Origin of the sequence: Novosphingobium sp. (genome assembly GCF_039595395.1) — a bacterium.
Classification (GTDB): domain Bacteria; phylum Pseudomonadota; class Alphaproteobacteria; order Sphingomonadales; family Sphingomonadaceae; genus Novosphingobium.
In genome coordinates this window covers 530746-548788 of the sequence record NZ_JBCNLP010000006.1, presented here as the reverse complement: position 1 = coordinate 548788, position 18043 = coordinate 530746, and the positions used below count along the sequence as shown (strand labels likewise).

The 18043-nt window shown below is 64.6% G+C and carries 13 protein-coding genes; 10 read left to right on the top strand and 3 right to left on the bottom strand.

Annotated elements, in window-relative coordinates; translation table 11 throughout:
• Positions 1-340 precede the first annotated feature (340 nt).
• On the top strand, positions 341-1030 hold the full coding sequence (locus ABDW49_RS22440) for an aspartate/glutamate racemase family protein (protein ID WP_343615402.1): 690 nt from the start codon (positions 341-343) through the stop codon (positions 1028-1030).
• 355 nt (positions 1031-1385) lie between these two features.
• Here the strand turns inward: ABDW49_RS22440 and ABDW49_RS22435 are convergent, their stop codons facing one another.
• Both ABDW49_RS22435 and ABDW49_RS22430 read right to left on the bottom strand, forming a co-directional pair.
• The gene (locus ABDW49_RS22435; RefSeq protein ID WP_343615400.1) at positions 1386-2366 is read right to left on the bottom strand and encodes a dienelactone hydrolase family protein; all 981 of its coding nucleotides are present in this window, start codon (positions 2364-2366) and stop codon (positions 1386-1388) included.
• Positions 2367-2449: 83 nt separating this feature from the next.
• On the bottom strand, positions 2450-3445 hold the full coding sequence (locus ABDW49_RS22430) for a LacI family DNA-binding transcriptional regulator (protein ID WP_343615398.1): 996 nt from the start codon (positions 3443-3445) through the stop codon (positions 2450-2452).
• 77 nt (positions 3446-3522) lie between these two features.
• Between ABDW49_RS22430 and ABDW49_RS22425 the strand changes: the two genes are divergently transcribed.
• From ABDW49_RS22425 to ABDW49_RS22385, 9 genes are all read left to right on the top strand, one after another.
• The gene (locus ABDW49_RS22425) at positions 3523-4701 is read left to right on the top strand and encodes a cytochrome P450 (protein WP_343615396.1); all 1179 of its coding nucleotides are present in this window, start codon (positions 3523-3525) and stop codon (positions 4699-4701) included.
• The gene (locus ABDW49_RS22420; RefSeq protein WP_343615394.1) at positions 4698-5819 is read left to right on the top strand and encodes a CapA family protein; all 1122 of its coding nucleotides are present in this window, start codon (positions 4698-4700) and stop codon (positions 5817-5819) included. Before ABDW49_RS22425 ends, ABDW49_RS22420 begins: the two co-directional genes overlap by 4 nt.
• Complete coding sequence (locus ABDW49_RS22415; protein ID WP_343615392.1) at positions 5816-6844, top strand: hypothetical protein; 1029 nt, start codon at positions 5816-5818, stop codon at positions 6842-6844. Before ABDW49_RS22420 ends, ABDW49_RS22415 begins: the two co-directional genes overlap by 4 nt.
• Before the next feature lie 65 nt (positions 6845-6909).
• Positions 6910-9570, top strand: coding sequence for a TonB-dependent receptor (locus tag ABDW49_RS22410; protein WP_343615390.1), 2661 nt, complete (start codon positions 6910-6912; stop codon positions 9568-9570).
• Positions 9570-11111, top strand: coding sequence for a tannase/feruloyl esterase family alpha/beta hydrolase (locus tag ABDW49_RS22405; RefSeq protein WP_343615389.1), 1542 nt, complete (start codon positions 9570-9572; stop codon positions 11109-11111). Before ABDW49_RS22410 ends, ABDW49_RS22405 begins: the two co-directional genes overlap by 1 nt.
• 3 nt (positions 11112-11114) lie before the next feature.
• Positions 11115-12491, top strand: coding sequence for an MmgE/PrpD family protein (locus ABDW49_RS22400; protein ID WP_343615388.1), 1377 nt, complete (start codon positions 11115-11117; stop codon positions 12489-12491).
• Position 12492: 1 nt separating this feature from the next.
• The gene (locus ABDW49_RS22395; protein ID WP_343615386.1) at positions 12493-13872 is read left to right on the top strand and encodes an alpha/beta fold hydrolase; all 1380 of its coding nucleotides are present in this window, start codon (positions 12493-12495) and stop codon (positions 13870-13872) included.
• Between the two features lie 616 nt (positions 13873-14488).
• Positions 14489-16444, top strand: a complete 1956-nt coding sequence (locus ABDW49_RS22390; protein WP_343615384.1) for a M13 family metallopeptidase — start codon at positions 14489-14491, stop codon at positions 16442-16444.
• Positions 16445-16601: 157 nt separating this feature from the next.
• A complete protein-coding gene (locus ABDW49_RS22385; protein ID WP_343615382.1) occupies positions 16602-17588 on the top strand; it encodes a malate dehydrogenase in 987 nt (328 codons plus the stop codon).
• A gap of 254 nt (positions 17589-17842) precedes the next feature.
• Here the strand turns inward: ABDW49_RS22385 and ABDW49_RS22380 are convergent, their stop codons facing one another.
• Entirely contained in the window at positions 17843-18013 is a 171-nt protein-coding gene (locus tag ABDW49_RS22380; RefSeq protein ID WP_343615380.1) for a hypothetical protein, read from the bottom strand.
• Positions 18014-18043: the final 30 nt, after the last annotated feature.

The window sequence follows — 18043 nt, the reverse complement described above, 5'->3', positions numbered from 1 at the left end:
TGCGGCTGCTCCCACACGATGGGACAGCCGCTGACAAACCTGCCGTTGACGGCCTCAAACAGTCCGTCGGAAGCCGCCCTCTGTTCATGTGGGCAGCCCGACCGATGGTTCGGAGATACGGGGCTCCTTGGTCTCATTAGAGTCTGCTTATATGAGACCGTGGCGCGATTTACACTGATACAGATACCTCCAGCGTATTCAGCGCGGTTCATTCCGCTCCTGTGTCTCTTTGAGCGGAAGCAAAGCTGAGGGTGTGCAAAGAAGATTTTTCCGGTGCGACCGCGCTACACAGTCTAAGGAGCGCCCTAACTTTTCTGGTCAACCGTCAGGATCTTTTGTCATGCGCACAGTTGGATTACTCGGGGGGATGAGCTTCGAGGGCTCAGCTACCTACTACCGCCTCATCAATGAAGCCGTGCGTGAGCGCTTGGGAGGCCTTAACTCTGCCGATACGATCATGCGCTCGGTCAATTTCGACACAATCGTTGCCATGCAGAAGAGCGGGCGTTGGCATGACGCAGGCTCCTTCCTAGCCGATGCGGCGAAGGGGCTGGAGAAGGCGGGAGCGGATTGCGTGATGATTTGCGCGGTCACAATGCATCTCGTGGCTGATGACGTGGAGCGGGCGATCCATGTGCCTTTTATCCATATTATCGATGAGACAGCAAAGCGCCTGCGGGAAGACGGCCACCGTAAGCCACTGCTGCTCGCGACCCGTTATACGATGGAGAATGGTTTTTATCAGGAACGCATGGCTGGACATGGTATCGAGGTAATGGTGCCGGAGGAGGATGGCCGTGAGGCCGTTCACGCGATCATTTTTGATGAACTCTGCCAAGGGAAGGTGCTGGCCGCTTCGCGCAATGCACTTGTGACCTTGGTCGAGCGCGCCAAGGCGGACGGCGCTGACAGCGTGATCTTTGGTTGCACGGAAATCGGGCTGATCCTCGATCCGGATGCCTTGCCACTCCAAGGGTTCGACTCCACCCTCATCCATGCGAATGCGGCGGTCGCGTTCGCGCTCACCTAATCATTGAACAGCACCGGAAATACCAGAGGCATCCGCTTCGGGGGGGGCGGTCCGCTATAGGCATACCTCAAGCGGACCAAACCTTCATTGAGCGCCGTCAGCGACGGCAATGCCCCGCTGGCGCGAGAACCTGCCGTTCCTGTCCCGCTGACAAAGCTGTCATTCGGCGCGCCGTTTCAGCCCTTCGAAAGCTGCCTTCCATTCATGGGAAGGTGAAGTTAGGCCAAGCTAGGAGTCGTTGGACGTGAATAGGCTGTCCGACTAAGTCCGACTACAGCTCCACGAAGTAGAATCACCCAACGGCGGACAAAAACATGCCAGATCTCGGGGGGATCCGGACTCTGGCATGCGCTTATTAGTTGAGCAGTTTCTTTCGCTCCAGCGCCCATTCCCTGTCACGGCAGAGGCCGCAATCCTTGCCTGTAAATTCGGCGCCCGCTTTGCCATCGCCATAAAGCTGCCAATTCAGCCAGTTGAGCGACACTTGCGCTTCGCTGCCGCCATTGGTCTGGTTGAAGGTGCCCAGATGGCCGACGGCATGGCTGGCCACCACCACCGGCACATGATCGATCCGCGTCAGATCATCCATGCCGTTTTCATAGGCAATGTCGCGCGGCCCGCCCAGAATGTAGAGCACCGGCGTGTGCAACGCCCTGAGTTGGTTCTTGCTGGTGGCCTCACCGGTGTTGGGCGCGCGGTCATCGTTGAAGAAACCTGTGTGCAGACCGATCGCTGCCTTGATGCGCGGGTCCGCCGCCGCCTGAAGCGCCTGCAGCCCGCCGCAGCTTGTGCCCGCGACGGCCACCCGCGCCAGATCCAGCCTCCCCTTGTACATCCCCGCCACATTGGCCTTTTCCGCCAAATCAAGCCCGGCCAGCACATCGGCAGTCAGGCTCTTGCCCATGGTCTTGTCATCGGCCGGCATGGGGGTTCCGGGGCCGCTCAGAATCGTGCCGGGCGCGATCACCAGAAAGCCATGCGAGGCGATCTCTTCAAGGAACAGCCGCGCCGAAGCGCCGTCGCCACGGCAGCCGCCATTGCCCCATAGCAGGATCGCCAGAGGACGCTTCAGCCCGGCCAAATGCGCCGGACGATAGATCACATGATCGGGGAAAGCCGGATCTACCGCCTTGATCGCGGCATAGGGCCCACTGCCCGGATTGTCCGGCATCGACCATTTCAGCGGGCGCTGCCTGGCCGAATCTTCCTTGAGCGCGATATCGCCGGGCAGCGGCACGCGCTTGGGGTCATCCTGCGCCTGCAAGGTGCCGGGCAGGCTTGCCGCCGCAACGCTGAGGGCCAGCCCGAAGGCGGCAACCGGGATCACACGCATCATTCTCTCCCTGTCGGTTCTCGGGAGATGCTGCCCCAATGCAAAATTCTATGCAAGCCCTTTCATTCAATCTTGCAAAGCCTGGCCTAGGCGCTTTCCCGCGCGATGATGCGGAACCCCACATCAACCAGCGAGGAGGGTAGAACCTCTCCCGCCGCACGGGCACGCAGGATACGATGCACCTCCGAAGCGATCCGCGCGCCATCGATATCGACCGAGGTGATCGTGGGCCGCATATCGCCCGCCAGCCGCAGATTGCCGAAGCCCGTCACCGCCAGTTGATCGGGCACGCGCACACCGGCAGCCTGCGCCTCCACCAGCAGGCCCTGCGCGATCCAGTCCGAACCGCAGACCACCACATCGGGGCGATGCTCCAGATCGGTCAGCCCGCGAAACGCCAGCCGTCCCTGCCCGAAATGGCTGGGAATGTTGACCTCCAGAATGCTGGGCTGTTCGCCGCCATCGGCCATCCAGTGCTCGGCAAAGCTGGAGGCGCGCGCCTGCGAACGACCCGAGCGCGGCACCACCAGATGCGGGCGGCGATAGCCCCTGCCGTGCAGGAAACGCGCCATCTCGCGCCCCACGGCGGCATGGGAAAAACCCACCGCGACATCAATGGGGTCCTCCGGCAGGCCCCAGGTCTCGATCACTGTGGCCGACTGGCTTTTCAACCTTTTGCGGGTTTCCAGATCGCTGACGATGCCGGTCAGGATGATGGCATCGACCCGGCGCGACAGCGCGGCATCGATCTGCGCCTCCAGACGGCGATTGTCGGGGCCTGTCAGCGACATGACCACGCTGTTGCCATCGGCGGAAAGCTGCTCGATCATCGCTTCCATCGTATCGTTGAAGATCGACTGGGCGATATCGGGCACCAGCGCCGCGATCAGCCGCGAGCGGTTGGAGGCGAGCGCTCCGGCATTGAGATTGGGCAGATAGCCGGTCTCGACGATGGCCGCCTGCACCCGCTGCGCGGTCTGCTGCGCCACCATGGCGGGGTTGTTGAGAAAGCGCGAGACCGTGGCGGTGGAAACACCAGCCAGCGAGGCCACCTCTTCAAGGCGTGGGGTGCGAGCATTCATGCAACATGGGTTAGCGATCTGTCAAAATTTTGCAAAGAGTATTGCAAGCGCTTTCATTCACACTTACACCCCGATTCATGGCTCATGATTTCGACCCCCTCCAGCCGGAAACCTTCGACAGCGCGCATGGCGATTACCAACGCCTGCGCGCCCAGTGCCCCGTCGCCCACAGCGATGCCTGGGGCGGCTTCTGGGCGCTGATGAAGCATGACGATGTGGCCAGGGCCGCCGCCGACTGGCAGACCTTCATCACCTCGCAGCAGAATGTGGTGCCCAAGGTGGCCTTCACCGGTCGGCGCCCCCCACTCCATCTCGATCCGCCCGAACATACGCCCTATCGCCGCGCGCTGGCGCCGCTCTTCACCGAAAAGCGCATCGCCCGGCTCGAACCCGTGGTGCGCGGCATCTGCAAGGCGTTGCTCGCGCCGATGGTGGCGCGCGGCGGCGGCGATGTCTGCGCCGATTATGGCGCGCCCATGCCAGTGTCGGTCTTTGCCCATTGGATGAATCTGGATGAGGAGGCCATCGTCGCCCTCACCGATGCGGGCAAGCGCTACAATGTCGCCGTACAATCGGCGGATATGGAGACGACCAAGGAAACCAGCCTGCTGCTCTACGATATGGCGCGCGCCGTGGTGGCGCAGCGCCGCATCGCCCCGCTGCCGGTCGATGAGGATGCCACCAGCGCCCTGCTCGCGGTGCGCGTCGATGGCGAGCCGCTGCCCGAGGAGATGATCGTCGGCACCATCCGCCAGGTGCTGGTCGTCGGGCTGATCGCGCCCAGCGTGGTCATCGGCTCGATTGCGGTGCATCTGGCGCGCCATCCCGATCTGCAAACGCAACTGCGCGCCCAGCCCGAGCTGATGCCCGCCGCCATCGAGGAATTTCTGCGGCTCTATGCGCCCTATCGCGGTTTTGCGCGCACCGCCACCTGTCCGGTGACGATCCGCGACCGCACCATCCCGCAGGGCGAGCCGATCACGCTGGTCTATGCCTCGGCCAACCGCGATGCCGATGTGTTCGACGATCCCGACAGCTTCCGGATCGACCGGCCCAATATGAAGGATTCGCTGGCTTTCGGGCGCGGGCCACACAATTGCGTGGGCGCGGGGCTCGCCCGGCTGGAGCTGCGCATCGCCATCGAGGAATTGCTGGCCGCCGCCACCGCCTTCACGCTGGATGGCGAGCCCAAACCCACCCGCTTCCCCGAAATCGGCGCGCTGAGCGTGCCCATCCATTTCACAGGTGACGCATGAGCAAGCCCGGCATCGTTCTGGCCGTCGGCGATCTGGCGATGGACCGCGCCGATTACGACGAAAGCTTCACCGCCACCCGCGATGTGCTGACCGCCGCCGACATCACCTTCGGCCAGCTGGAAACCAGCTTTGCCGAGAAAGGCGTGCGCGCGCCGCAAGCCCGCCATGCCGTGCTGGCCCGCCCCGATGGCGCCGCCGCGCTGGGCCGGGCCGGGTTCGACCTGATTTCCATGGCGGGCAACCATGTGCTCGACTGGGGCAATGACGCCTTTTTCGAAACCAGAACGCATATCGAAAACAACGGCATGCAGGTGGTGGGCGCGGGCGCCAACATCGCTCAGGCCCGCGCCCCGGTGCATTACACCCTGCCCGATGGCACGACGGTCGCCTTCCTTGCCTATTCCAGCATCCTGCCCATGGCCTATTGGGCGGATGAGCGCCGCCCCGGCTGCGCTCCGATGCGCGCCTTCACCATCTATGAGCAGATCGAGCACGATCAGCCCGGCACGCCGCCGCGCACCCATTCCTACCCCCATCGCGAGGATCTGGCCGCGCTGGAGGCCGACATTCGCGCCGCCAAGGCGCAGGCCGATGTCGTCTTCGTCTCGCTGCACTGGGGCATCCATTTCGTGCGGGCGACCATCCCCGATTACGCCCATGATGTCGCCCGCGCTGCCATTGCCGCCGGGGCCGATGCCATTCTTGGCGGCCACCCGCATATCCTGAAAGGCTGCGACATCATCGATGGCAAGCCGGTCTTCCACTCGCTGTGCAACTTCGCCACCGATCTGAAGATGGACGCCGCCCATGCCGCCTCCAAAAGCTGGAACGAGATCCGCGTGCTGGCCGAAACATGGGAGCCCGATTTCGAGGGCCTCTACAATTTCCCCGAAGCCTCGCGCCTGTCGATCATCGCCCGTTTCGAGATCGCCGAAGGCCGTATCCAGCGCAGCGGCTTCCTGCCGCTCTACATCGACCGCGATGCCGTGCCGCGCCTTGTCGCACCGGGCGATCCGCGCCACACGCAAGTGGTGGATTATCTCACCGCCGTCACGCAGGAAGCAGGCTTGAGCGCCCGCTACCGGCAGGGCGAGCATATGGTGGAGATCGTGGCATGAAAGCGCGGCTGAACATCTCGCTGGAAGGCATCGTCTTCCTCTATTTTCTCTCCTATCTGCCCAACATCATTCTTACCAAGCTGGTGACGACCCTGCCCAGCGCGGCGCTCGGGCGCCCTCTCACCGGGCTGGAAACCCTGCCCGCCTCGCTGATCCTCAATATGGTGATGACCTGGGCCTTCATCTGGCTCTCGGGCTGGCATCGCGAGGCGCATGGCGTGCAACTGGGCAGCCTGCGCCTGCCGGTGCCGACGCGCTACACCATGCTGTCGGGCGTGGGCACCGCGCTGGTGCTCTTCACCGTGCCGCTGTCCTTCACCTTCAAGGGGGTGAGCATTCCCTTTATCCAGCTGCTGATGCGCGGCGACATTCTGATCATCGCGCCGCTGGTCGATCTGATGTTTGGCCGCCGCGTGCGCTGGTGGAGCTGGGCCGCGCTGGTGATGGTGGCTTTTGCGCTGTTTATCACCCTGCGCGCCCATGGCGGGCTGGCTTTGCCGCCGCTCGCGATCCTCGATGTCGTGCTTTACACTCTGGGCTATTTCATCCGCCTGGCCGTGATGACGCGCGTCGCCAAATCGGGCGAGGCCGCTTCGGTGCGCCGCTACTTCGTCGAGGAAAAGCTGGTCGCGCTCCCGCTGGCGGTGCTGGCGCTGGCGCTGCTCTCGGCCAGCGGCATCGGCGGGCAGGCCGGGCAACTGGGCATCGGCTTCGTGCAGGTGTGGAGCGACAGCGTGATCTGGTGGCTGGCCGCCATCGCGCTGACCCTCACCATCGTCTCGATCTTCTCTGCCGTGATCCTGCTCGACGCGCGCGAGAACGCCTATTGCGTGCCGATGGAGCGGGCCTCCAGCCTGGTCGCCGGTGTGGCGGGATCGCTGCTGCTGGCGCTGGGCTGGGGCCTGCCCTGGCCGGGAACGCCCGATCTGGTCGGCGCTCTGATCCTGATCGGTGCCATCATCCTGCTTTCCGTGGCGCCCCGGCTGGGCGTCACGCGTCAGACCGCCAGGGCTGAAGCCCCATGATCTGATCCCACCATTCCCGTGACCCGCCCAAACGAAGGCGGCGCATGTTCAGAGAGGAGATTTCCATGATTTTCGCAGAAACATCCGTCCTGCGCAAAGCCCCCGGCATTGCGATTGGCGCGCTGGCCATCGCACTGGCCACGCCGGTCGCCGCGCAGACCGCCCCAGCACTCGCATCGGCCCCTGCCGCCGATCAGGCCCCCACCACCAAGAGCGACGCCGAAATCATTGTCACCGGCAGCCGCATCAAGGGCGTGGCCGCCGTGGGGTCCTCGGTGATCGCGCTCGATCAGACCAAGATCGCGCAAGAACCCGTTACCTCGGCCAACGATCTGCTGCGCCGCGTGCCTCAGGTCGTCGGGCTGGGGCAGAACCGCAATGGCGGCACCGCGCAGAACGGCGCCGCCAATGCGACGCGTGGTGCGGGGATCAACCTGCGCGGTATCGGCACCAATGCCACGCTGGTGCTCTATGACGGCAAGCGCCTGCCCCCCATGGGCACGCAGGGCCAGTTCACAGACCCTTCGGTGATCCCCTCGATCATGCTCAGCCGCGTGGAGGTGGTGGCCGATGGCGCTTCGGCCATCTATGGCTCAGACGCCATTGCGGGGGTGGTGAACTTCATCCTGCGCAAGAATTTCAGTGGCACCGAATTCAAGGCGCGCAGCGGTTTTACCGACGATGGCAGCTATAATGAGCAGCTCTTCTCGGCCATCCATGGGCAGAAATGGGACAGCGGCTATTTCACCATCGCGGGGGAATACACCCGTAACTCCCCGCTCTTTGCCCGCGACCTGTCATGGTATCAGGATGACAACCGTTATCGCGGCGGGCGAGACCTGCGCGTCAACACCTGCAACCCCGGCACGATCACGGCGGGCGGCAACACCTATGCCATTCCGGCGGGCGGGGTGACGAGCGCCAATGTCGGTTCGCTGCAGGCGGGCACCAGCAACAAATGCTTCTACAACAACCGCGATGCCGTCATCCCCTCGCAGCAACGCTTCAGCGCGGTGGCCAATTTCAGCCAGAACCTGACAGACAATCTGCGCCTGTTCGGTGACGGCTATTATTCCTATCGCGACGGCCAGATCTGGGGCAACACCGACACCTTCACCGCCACCGTGCCCAACACCAATCCCTTCTTCGTCTCGCCGGTGGCGGGGCTGCGGTCGGAAACGGTGACCTATTCGCTGGTGCCTGAACTCGGTTCGGATATCTCGCCCTATCACGCCTATTCGTGGAATGCGACGGCGGGCGCGGAGCTGAAATTCGCCTCGGACTGGACCGGCACCGTCTATTACGGCCATGGCGAGAGCAAGGACGTATCCGACAGGCGACTGGGTGTGAATGCCGCCGCGCTGGCCGCCGCTCTGGCCGATACCAATCCGGCCACCGCGCTCAATGTGTTTGGCGGAGCCAACAATCCGGCGACCTTGGCCAAGATCCACGACAATTACTTCCAGATCATCGGCGCGACCAAGCTTGATGTCGCGAACCTGCAATTCAGCGGATCGCTGCTGCATCTGCCCGGCGGCAAGCTGCGCGTGGCGGTGGGCGGCGAATATCGCAAGGAATATACCTTCACCGATCTGGTCAGCGGCAATTCGGCGGCACAGGTTCACACGGCCGACGCAGGGTCGCGCAATGTGAAGGCGCTGTTCGGCGAACTCTATGTGCCGATTTTCAGCGGCGAGAATGCCATTCCCGCCTTCCAGCAGCTCACTCTGTCACTGGCGGGCCGCTATGAACATTACAGCGACTTCGGCAGCACCACCAACCCCAAGGTGGGCCTCACTTGGAAGCCGGTGTCGGGCGTGACGGTGCGCGGCTCCTACGGCACCTCCTTCCGCGCCCCGACCTTTACCGAGGTGTCGCAGGTGGCGGGCGGCGCGGGCCTCTATTACGACACGCTGCCCGGCCCCAGCGGCAATCTGACCGGCATCGGCATCGCGGGCGGCAACCCGCAGTTGAAGCCCGAAACCGCGCGCACCTGGTCGGCGGGGGTAGAGTTCGCACCCCATGCGGTGCAGGGTCTGGTCGCCACCCTCACCTATTTCGACATCGACTATCGCAACCAGATCCAGGCGCTGCGCGGCACCTCGGGCATTCTGACCAATCCGCTCTATGCCTCCTTCGTCACCTTCAACCCCAGCGCCGCGCAGGTCAGCGCGCTGGTCAATTCTGGCCTGCCGCTCAACAATGCGATCAACACCTCGGCGGTGGCCTTTATCGTCGATGGGCGGCGGCAGAATCTGGGTCGCTCGCTGGTCAGCGGCTTCGATTTCGGGGTGAATTACGGCCATACCTTCGGCGATGTGAAGCTGGATGGCGGGGTGCAGGGCACCTATTACACGCGCTATAATTTCCAGGCGGTGCCGGGTTCGGCCTTCACCAGCGTGATCAACACCATCAACTTCCCGCAGCAGTTCCGCATGCAGGCCGACATCGGCGCGACATGGCACAAGCTGCGCACCCGCCTCACGCTCAACCATCTGGGCGGCTACAGCAACACCGGCGTCATTCCCTATCAGACCGTCGCCTCCTACAACTCGGTCGATGCCTATGTCGGGGTGGATGTGACCGAGCGTTTCAACCTCTCGATCGATGCGCGCAATCTGTTCAACCAGAACCCGCCCTTCGTCGACCAGACGCGCGGCTACGACGCGCAATCGGCCAATCCGATGCCGCGCGTGATCTCGCTGACCGCCGGAGTAAAGTTCTGATGCGCGCCTTATGGCTGGCAGCTCCCCTGCTGGGCGCGGCATGGGCGGCGCCCGCCATGGCGCAGGACTGTTCCAGCCTGCAAGGCGCGCAAGGCAATGGCGTGGTGGTGCGCAGCGTCACCGCCATCACCCCCACGCCGGGCCATCCCTTCCAGCCCGACACGCCGGGCGGTTATAAGGCCTTGGCCGTGCAGGTGCCGCTCTGCCGGGTGGAAGGCACGATCGAGGGCAACATCGGCTTCGAAGTCTGGCTGCCAATGGCAGGCGCCTGGAACCACCGCCTGCTGGGCGCGGGCGTGGGCGGCGATGCGGGTGTGTTCAACTACACCGACCTGGGCCAACGCGTGACCGAAGGCTTCGCCGCCGTCACCACCGACAGCGGTCACAAGCTCACCAACACGCGCTGGATGGCCGATCCCAAGGCGCGCAAGGATTACGAGCACCGCGCCACCCATCTTGCCACGCTGGCGGCCAAGGCGCTGGTGGCGCGCTTTTACGCCCGCCCCGCCGATCATGCCTATTTTCTCGGCTGCTCGGGCGGGGGGCGGCAGGGGTTGAAGGAACTGGAACTTTATCCGCAGGATTACGACGGCATCGTTGCCGGAGCGCCCGGGCCCTATATGCCGCTGATCTCGGTGCGGATGATGTATTTCTCGTTGCTGCAAAAAAGGAACCCGTCAGGCGCGCTCAGCGATGCCGACTGGTCGGCCTACGAGAAAGCCACCTTCGATGCCTGCGACGGCAAGGATGGCGTGAAGGATGGCGTGGTGGAAAACCCGCTGACCTGTACGTTCAAACCCGCCACCCTGCTGTGCAAGCCGGGCCAGAGCGGCAACTGCCTCACCCAGCCCAAGCTGGCCATGCTGACGGCGATCATCGGCCCCATGCCCGACGAAAAGGGCAAGCCGATGGACAAGGGCCTGCTGCCCGGCGTGCGCACTCGCCCGGGACCGCCCTCGCCTCTGCTGCGCGAAATGTGGGCCGATGGCGTTTACAACGATCCGAACTGGGATGAAGCCAGTTTCCAGCGCACCAGCGATCTGACCAAAGCCAACGCCGCCATGCCGCAACTGCGCGCCGACAGCACCGCCATCGCGCCCTTTATCGCGCGCGGTGGCAAGGCGATCATCTACCAAGGCTGGCAGGACCCATCCGTGATCGCGGGCCCTACCATCGACTTCTACCGCAAGCTCGCTGCCGCGCAGGGCGGGCCGCAAAAGCTAGCCGAGGCGGTGCGGCTTATGATGGTGCCGGGCATGTATCACTGTCAGGGCGGGCCGGGGGCGGACCAGTTCGGCGGCTCCAAACAGGCCAATTCGCCGGGCGATGCCGCGCATGACATCCTGTGGTCCGTGATCGACTGGGTGGAGCAGAAGCGTCCGCCCGAAGCCATCACCGCCACCAAGCTGCTTGCAGGCAAGCCGGTGTTCACCCGTCTGATCTGCTCTTTCCCGGAAAGCGCGCAGTATGACGGCAAAGGCGATACCAGCAAGGCCAGCTCCTACGCTTGCCGCCGCGATCCCTTTCTGGCCACGCGCTAGACCATGCTGACCGACCGGCTTTGCGCCCATATCGCCCGGACTCCCGCCAGCGCCATCCCGGAGAGCACGCTGGCGGCAACGCGGCTGGCGCTGCTTGATGCGCTGGGCGTGATGCTGGCGGCCAGCGCCCTCAGCCCCGAGGCCGAGCCCTTCCGCAAGCTGGCACTGGCCAGCGGCACGGGTCGCAGCAGTCTGCTGGGGCACAACGAAAGCGTGCCGGCTCCGGCGGCGGCGCTTGCCAATGGCGCGCTGGCCCATGCGCTGGATTTCGAGGATGCTTTTGACGCTGCCCCCTGCCATCCCAATGCTGCGCTGGTCCCCGCGCTGATGGCGCTGGCCGAGGAGCGTGGCAGCTGCGCGCGGGATTTTCTGGCCGCCATGGCCATTGGCTGCGATCTCACCTGCCGCATGGCCCTGTCCCTCAAGCAACCGATGGAGACAAGCGGCTGGTATCCGCCGCCGATCCTCGGCGCTTTCGGCGCCGCCGCAGGGGCCGCAAGGCTGCTCGGGCTGGACGCGCGGGCCACGCGCGATGCGCTGTCTTTGGCGCTCTGTCAGGCCACCGCACCCGGCGAGATCAAGCACAGCCACGCCACCACCATCCGCGCTGTGCGAGAAGCCTTTCCTGCTCAGGCTGCTGTCACGGCAGCCTTGCTGGCTGAAGCGGGTGTCACCGGTTTCGAGGAACCGCTGGAGGGCAAGGGCGGCTTCTATCGCCTCTATGCCGGAGGGCTGTGGGATGACGCCGCGTTGCTCGACCGGCTCGGCTCGCTTTACCACGGCGAGAACCTCAGCTTTAAACGCTGGCCCGCCTGCCGGGGCACCCATGCCTATATCGAGGCCGCTCTGGATCTGCGTGAAAAACTGGGCGGCGCATGGCAAGGCATCGCCAGCCTGACCATGGTGGTGGGCGATGTGCAGCGCATGCTGGTCGAGCCCGCCCCGCGCAAACAGGCCCCTGCCACCGCCATCGATGCCAAATTCAGCATCTTCTTTACCGCCGCGCTGGCGCTGGTGCATGGCGAGGTCGGCCTCCACAGTTTTGAGGACAAGGCCCGCGCCGACCCACATGTCCTGGCATTGGCCGCAAGGATGCAGGCCGAACACGATCCCGCCCGTGTACCCACCGCTTTCGGCGGCATCCTTGAGGCCATGCTGGAGGACGGCACAAGCCTCTCCATCGATGTGCCCCTGCCCGCAGGTCACCCCTCGCGCCCGATCTCCCGCGCGGCGATGATGAAGAAATTCATCGCCTGCGCCGAGCAGGCCGCCCAGCCTTATGCGCGGCATGAAGCCGCTGCCCTTGCCGAACACATTCTGACTCTGGACGGCGACATGCCGATCACCACACTGACGCGCCGCGCATCGGGGAAAGACTGACATGGCCAGACGTTTTGCCACCCTTCTCGCCTTACTCGCCGCTGGTGCGGCCTCGGCACAGACCACGCTCCAGACGGCCGCCACTCACCGCGAAGGCCGCATGGCCAATGGCAATGGCTGGGCCATCGATATGCCCGCCAAGTGGAACGGCACGGTGCTGCTGTTCAGCCATGGTTTCAGCGCTGCCCCCGGGAACCCGCCCCGCAACCGGCCGCATGAAGGCGCCGAGCAATTGCTGGCGCGCGGCTACGCGCTGCTCGGCAGTTCCTACAGCCAGACGGGCTGGGCGGTGGAACAGGCCGTGCCCGACCAGATCGCCGCGCTCGATCGTTTCGAGGAAAGTTTCGGCAAGCCGCGCCGGGTGATCGCCTATGGCGAATCCATGGGCGGCCTCATCACCGCCGCGCTGGTCGAGCGCCATCCAGAGCGCATCGATGGCGCCATGCCGATGTGCGCCTCGCTCTCGGGCGTGGTGGCGATGGAAAATCAGGCGCTGGATGGCGCATGGGCGCTCAAGACGCTGGTCGATCCCGCCGCGCCCCTGCGCATCACCGGCATCTGGCAGGCTGGCGCGCCTCAACCGCCGATCCGTGAGGAAGGCCCGGCCGTCGATGCGCTGCTCGCCAAGGCCATGGCCGCCCCGCAAGGGCAGGCGCGGCTGGCGTTGGCCGCCACACTGGCGCAATTGCCCGACCAGCCCGATGACAAGGCGCCACCCGCCGCTTCCCCCGATCTGGAGGGCCGTGTGCAAGCCTATGCCCGCTGGTTCGCCATGGGCGTATTCTTCCCGCGCTGGGATCAGGAACGGCGCGCGGGCGGCAATGCCTCATGGAACACCGGCGTGGATTATGCCGCGCAGCTGGCCGCCTCAGGCAAGCGCGCGCTGGTCGAGCAGTTTTACGCCCGCGCGGGGCTGTCGCTGGCCGGGGATCTGGCCGCGCTGGCCAAGGCGCCGCGCATTGCCGCCGACCCGCAAGCGGTGGCCTATATGCGTGCCAATTTCGTGCCGGGCGGCAGGCTGCAACGCCCGGTTTTGACTCTGCACACCACCGGCGACGGCGCCACCATGGTCACCTATGAACGCGCCTATGCCGATCTGGTGCGCCGCGCCGGGGCCTCGCCGATGCTTCGACAAGCCTACGTGCAGGCCCCCGGCCATTGCAGCTTCACCGCCGCCGAGACCGTCGCCGGAATCGAGGCGCTGAGCCGGCGCATCGCCAGCGGGCGATGGGATGAGGCAGAGGTCTCGGCCCCCGGGCTCAACCGGGCGGCGGCGCCGATCGGCAAGGCGCGTTTCGTTGCCTATCAGCCTTCCCCCATGCTGCGGCCCTGCGGCGCGGCGGTAGGTTCCTGCCGAGGCGAACAGGCGCCATCTGGTTAGGCGGAGTAAGCCATGCGCGGCGCTCATCGGGCGTTATGATCGATCTGATGCGGCTGACACGCCATGCAACCGCGCCCCATACTCATGTCACGATACGGGCGACCCGGAGGCAATCGCCGCTGGATGGTGGCACCGTGCTAACCGAAGCACGCGACATTGCCAGGCAGCGCACGGTGAAACCGGAAGCTATCGTGATCTGGCTCGGATGGCGCTAGACCGGGTCAGCGCAAAATCCGAGGCATTGGATAGTGCAAAATTCAGCTGGCAAACCCGGCGTGGTGAAGCCATCGTTGAGTCGCCCGTGTTTCGTGGTTGGAGGAAGCGCCATCGGCTTGTCCTCAGAGGGTAGCTTGGTTCGCTGAAAAGCCGACATACAGGGCCTTAGACGGGACCGCCATGAGCCGCCCTACATTAATCCGGCCAGACCTACGCGGAGCATTGGGACGAACAGTCGTCCAATCATTCCCGCGTATAATGTCGGCCTGAATGAAGATGCCCTAGGCGCAAGACATCATTCAAATCTCTCGGCCTGAGAGACAGCAGGATTGGACTTGGGATGCGGGTCTTGCGGGCAGGGTTGGCCCTGGCGTTGATGGCAGGCGCCACAAATACGGCCATGGCGCAGCCAACCTATGGCTCGTGGGGCGTTGCACTGGCCGATATGGACAAGACCATCCGCCCCGGTGACGATTTCTTCGCCCATGTCGAGGGCCACTGGCTGAAAGCCACGCAGATCGCACCCGACAGCGAGACCGCAGGCTATCACGATGCTCTGGCCCGGCGGGCTCGCAGCCAGATCCGCGAGATCGTCGAGGATGCTGTACGCAATCCTTCCACGGCCCAGCAACAGCAGATTGCGGATTTCTATCAGGCCTGGATGGACGAGGCGGGAGTGGAACAGCGCGGGCTGGCCCCTGCCCGCCCCTGGTTGGAGCGCATCGGGCGTATCCGGAACAAGGCGGAGCTGGTAGCGCTGATGGCGCGTCCCTCCTTCGCGGGCCCGTTTGCCCTGGACGTGCTTGACGACTTGAAGGATCCTACGCGCCCGGCGGTCTTTCTGGGGCAGGCCTCTCTGGGCATGCCCTCACGCGACGACTACCTGCAGGACGACGCCCATAGCCGCCAGCTTCGCGCCACCTACCTGTCCTATATCGCTCATATCCTGACGGCAGCGGGCCTGAAAGATGCGCAGCATCGCGCTGTTGCCGTCCTGACGCTGGAAACACGCATCGCGCAAGGGCAGTGGTCGGCCGAGCAGGAGCGCGACGATGCCGCCTCCTACAATCCCATGACGCCCGCCGCGCTTCACGCCCTTGCGCCGGAGATCGGCTGGGAGGGCGTGCTGCGCAGCGCGGGGATCGGCCCGGTGCCTGAAGTGATCGTCACCGAGCCCAGCGCGATCCGAGAGGCTTCGCGGCTGGTGGCCGATGTGCCGCTGGCCGGCTGGAAGGACTATCTGCTGTTCCGCTTCCTGAGCGATCATGCGGAATACCTGCCACGCGCCTTCAGCGACGCGCATTTCGACTTCTACGGTCGCACGATGGGCGGGTTGTCACGCCAGAGCGACCGAGCCACTCAGGGCATCCGTCTGCTCAACAGCCATCTGGGGGACGAGGTCGGCCAACTGTATGTCGAGCGACACTGGTCCGCCGAAACGGGGCGGCAGGTGGAGGAGATGGTCGAGGATCTGAAGGCGGCGTATGCCGACCAGATTTCCCGTGCGGGCTGGATGGACGAGGCCACGCGCAAGGCCGCGCTGGAGAAACTCGCCGCGATGCAGGTGCGCGTCGGCCATCCGGAGCACTACATCGACTACACCAGCCTGCCAGTGAGCCGCACCGACCTGCTGGCCAACATCACCGCCTCCCAGGATTTCGCCTGGCGGCGCAAGCTGGCTCAGCTTGGCAAGCGGCAGGACCGTGGCGCATGGTTCCTGTTTCCCCAGATCGTCAATGCCTACAACGACCCCAATCGCAATCAGGTGACTTTCGCGGCAGCCATTCTGCAGCCGCCCTTCTTCGACGCGGCTGCCGATCCTGCGGTGAATTACGGCGCGGCTGGAGCCATTATCGGGCATGAGATCGGCCATGGCTTCGACGATCAGGGGCGCCACTACGATGCGAAAGGCGCCCTGCGCGACTGGTGGACGCCCGAGACGGAGCGGCACTACAACGCCATGACCGATGCTCTGGTCACGCAGTTCGGCGCCTACGAGCCCCTGCCCGGCCAGCATATCAACGGCAAGCTGACGCTGGGCGAAAATCTGGGCGACCTGACGGGCGTGGAGGCAGCCTATGCCGCCTATCACCGCTATCTCGCCCGCCACGGCGCAGCACCGCTCGTGGACGGCTATACCGGCGATCAGCGCTTCTTCCTTTCTTACGCGCAGAGCTGGCAGGGCAAGGACCGTGACGACGCGCTGCGCAAGCGGCTCATGTCGAATGTCCACAGTCCCTGGGCCTATCGGGTCAACGGCATTCTGCGCAATGTGGACGGCTGGTATGCCGCCTTCGGCGTGCAGCCCGGAGACCGGCTCTATCTGCGACCTCAAGACAGAGTGCATCTCTGGTGAGGAGCGCTTGCCTGTCTTCTTGCCCTCGGCTGGCCCTTCCCCGGGTCCGGCAAGATAACCGTATCCACCGCACCCTACAGGCCGACCATCTCTCGCCGCCAGGTCCATGTCCCAAGGCCTGATCCTTCCTGACTCTCAGAAATCGGAGTAAAATTCCATGTCCAAGCCCCCCGTAACTATCGCGGTCAGCGGCGCAGCCGGCCAGATCTGCTATGCGCTCCTCTTCCGCATCGCCCGTGGCGATCTTCTGGGTGCCGATCAGCCGGTCGTGCTGAACCTTCTCGATATCGAACCGGCTCTGCCTGCCGTCCATGGCGTGGTGATGGAATTGGAGGACTGCGCGTTCCCGCTTCTGCACGGCGTGACCGTCACGGCCGATCCCGATACCGCCTTTGGAGACATCGATGCCGCCCTGCTGGTCGGTTCGCGGCCGCGCTCCAAGGGCATGGAGCGCCGTGATCTGCTGGCTGCCAACGCGGCGATCTTCCGCACTCAGGGCGCCGCGCTCGACCGTGTCGCCAAGCGCGAGGCCAAGGTTCTGGTGGTCGGCAATCCGGCCAACACCAATGCATGGATTCTGGCCGAACACGCCCCAGGCTTCGATCGCGACAACATCGGCTCGATGATCCGGCTCGATCATAACCGCGCCGCCGGGCAGTTGGCCGCGAAGGCAGGGGTCGGCGTGGGCGAGATCCAGAAGTTGGCGGTATGGGGCAATCATTCCCCAACGATGTTTGCCGACTGGACCTATGCGACCGCCGGCGACGAACCGCTCCCGGCGAAAATCGGCGACACGGGCTGGTACATGGAGACGCTGATCCCGCGCGTGGCGCAGCGCGGCTCGGCGATCATCGAGGCGCGGGGTGCCTCCTCCGCAGCCTCGGCCGCCAACGCCGCACTCGATCACATGCGCGACTGGCTGCTTGGATCGAATGGCCAATGGGTATCGATGGGGGTATCTTCCACCGGTGGATACGGCATTCCCGAGGGGCTGATCTGCGGTGTCCCAGCGATCTGCAGCCCCGGATCGATCGAACGCGTCGAGGGCCTCGAACTCGATGACTTCCAGAATGTGATGATCCAGCGCAGCGTGACCGAACTGGTCGAGGAACGCGATGCCGTGATGCGCATCCTGGCCGAGTAGGACGACGCCCCCGGTCGCTGGCGGGCTGGCGGCCGGGGGCGGATGATGGCCCTCTCAGGCCTTTCTTTCAAACCGATATGCATCCGGGCGAACACGAACCGGCCCGGATACACATGCCCTGATTTCAGTCTGTCATGAGCATCAGGGGCTGAAACCAGGTGCGGAAAAGCCGAGATTTTTCGGCCGCCCGCCCTCTCGTAGATATGACATTTCGCGCTGCCGAATCGTTGGGACGGCCACGACGTCGTTCTGGCCTAGAATGAGACGATCGTCGCGACCGCGAAGAGCATGAAGACCCCCGCCACCATCTGCACCCTGGGATTGAAGAACTGCGACAGGATCAGAAAGAGCGCCGCTGTGCCCAACAGGAGCAACGCCGGCGTAGGCACACCCTGAACAGCTTTCGCGAGATAGCCTCCGATCACCGAAGCTTTCCCCGCACGGTACAGTGGCGG